2 tRNA genes and 2 rRNA genes (2 of these 4 cut by a window edge) are annotated in these 1,967 nt (G+C 46.7%); all 4 read right to left on the bottom strand.

The window, feature by feature from the left end:
• A 23S ribosomal RNA gene (locus AOQ87_RS02465) occupies window positions 1-1,197 on the bottom strand (it extends 1,724 nt beyond the left edge of the window).
• A gap of 125 nt (window positions 1,198-1,322) precedes the next feature.
• Window positions 1,323-1,395 (bottom strand) — tRNA-Ala (locus tag AOQ87_RS02460).
• Window positions 1,396-1,419: 24 nt separating this feature from the next.
• A tRNA-Ile gene (locus AOQ87_RS02455) sits at window positions 1,420-1,492 on the bottom strand.
• Window positions 1,493-1,523: 31 nt separating this feature from the next.
• A 16S ribosomal RNA gene (locus AOQ87_RS02450) occupies window positions 1,524-1,967 on the bottom strand; it runs 1,137 nt beyond the window's last position.
• The 16S and 23S rRNA genes sit together here with 2 tRNA genes alongside, the layout of an rRNA operon.

Raw genomic sequence — 1,967 nt, 5'->3', positions numbered from 1 at the left:
GCTCCCCTACCCAGCAGGTCGAAACTACACCTGCTGTCATAGCTTCGGTATATGATTTAAGCCCCGTTATATCTTCCGCGCAGGACAACTTGACCAGTGAGCTGTTACGCTTTCTTTAAATGATGGCTGCTTCTAAGCCAACATCCTGGCTGTCTATGCTATCCCACTTCGTTCTCCACTTAATCATAATTTTGGGACCTTATCTGATGATCTGGGTTGTTTCCCTTTCCACGACGGACGTTCGCACCCGCCGTGTGTCTCCCGTATTCGATCTATCGGTATTCGTAGTTTGCATCGGATAAGCAGACATTTCTGTCCCTCTAGCCGAAACAGTGCTCTACCCCCAACAGAAATCATACGAGGCGCTACCTAAATAGCTTTCGGGGAGAACCAGCTATCTCCCGGTTTGATTGGCCTTTCACCCCTAACCACAAGTCATCCGCTAATTTTTCAACATTAGTCGGTTCGGTCCTCCAGTTAGAGTTACCTAACCTTCAACCTGCTCATGGCTAGATCACCGGGTTTCGGGTCTATATCCTACAACTCTATCGCCGGTTAAGACTCGGTTTCCCTACGGCTCCCTTATGAAGTTAACCTCGCTGCAGAATATAAGTCGCTGACCCATTATACAAAAGGTACGCAGTCATCTAAATTATTTAGACTCCTACTGCTTGTACGTATACGGTTTCAGGTTCTATTTCACTCCCCTAACCGGGGTTCTTTTCACCTTTCCCTCACGGTACTAGTTCACTATCGGTCAATCAGTAGTATTTAGCCTTGGAGGATGGTCCCCCCATCTTCAGACAGGATGTACGTGTCCCGTCCTACTCTTCGAACCAGATATCGGATCTTTTCAGATACGGGGTCATCACCCTCTATGACTGTCTTTTCCAAGATCATTCTCTTAAAAACCGATATCGAACTTTGTTCTTGGGCTTCTCCCGTTTCGCTCGCCACTACTCAGGGAATCTCATTTGATTTCTTTTCCTCGGGGTACTAAGATGTTTCAGTTCTCCCCGGTTTGCCTCGCACGACTATTTATTCATCGTACGATAACTTCGTTTAGTTGGGTTTCCCCATTCGGATATCGCCGATTAAACGCTTCTTATCAGCTCATCGACGCTTTTCGCAGATTAGCACGTCCTTCTTCGCCTCTGATTGCCAAGGCATCCACCGAATACGCTTGTTCATCTAACCTTCACAACTGAAAGAAGAATGTTTCAACTTCATCCTTCAGATCAAGATGAGAATATATAATCTCGTCAAATTCTTTACGATTTGACGAGATTTAGCTTGTTTCACATTCGATTTTAAAAGAGCAATGGAGCTAAGCGGAATCGAACCGCTGACCTCCTGTGTGCAAAACAGGTGCTCTACCTTTTGAGCTATAGCCCCATAAAGATTATGAAACTTCTAGATTAGGCTTGAGTGGATTTGAACCACCGACCTCACCCTTATCAGGGGTGTGCTCTAACCGCTGAGCTACAAGCCTTCGATATTAAATGCGAACACCTGCGCATCTTTAAGGAGGTGATCCAACCACAGGTTCCCCTACGGTTACCTTGTTACGACTTCACCCCAGTCATGAATCATAAAGTGGTAGGCTCTATCCTACGAATAGGTTAAAGATACCTGCTTCTTTTACAACCCACTTCCATGGTGTGACGGGCGGTGTGTACAAGGCCCGAGAACGTATTCACCGCGACATGCTGATTCGCGATTACTAGCGATTCCTACTTCATGGAGTCGAGTTGCAGACTCCAATCCGGACTGTGACGTACTTTCTTAGTTTGGCTCTCTTTTGCAAGTTCGCTTCTCTCTGTATACGCCATTGTAGCACGTGTGTAGCCCTACTCGTAAGGGCCATGATGACTTGACGTCGTCCTCTCCTTCCTCCGGTTCATCACCGGCAGTCTTCTTTGAGTTCCCGACCGAATCGATGGCAACAAAGAACAAGGGTTGCGCTC

This window comes from Candidatus Riesia pediculischaeffi, from assembly GCF_002073895.1.
Classification (GTDB): Bacteria; Pseudomonadota; Gammaproteobacteria; order Enterobacterales; family Enterobacteriaceae; genus Riesia; species Riesia pediculischaeffi.
The sequence above is the reverse complement of the archived record's forward strand: the minus strand, read 5'-3'. Positions and strand labels throughout refer to the sequence as shown.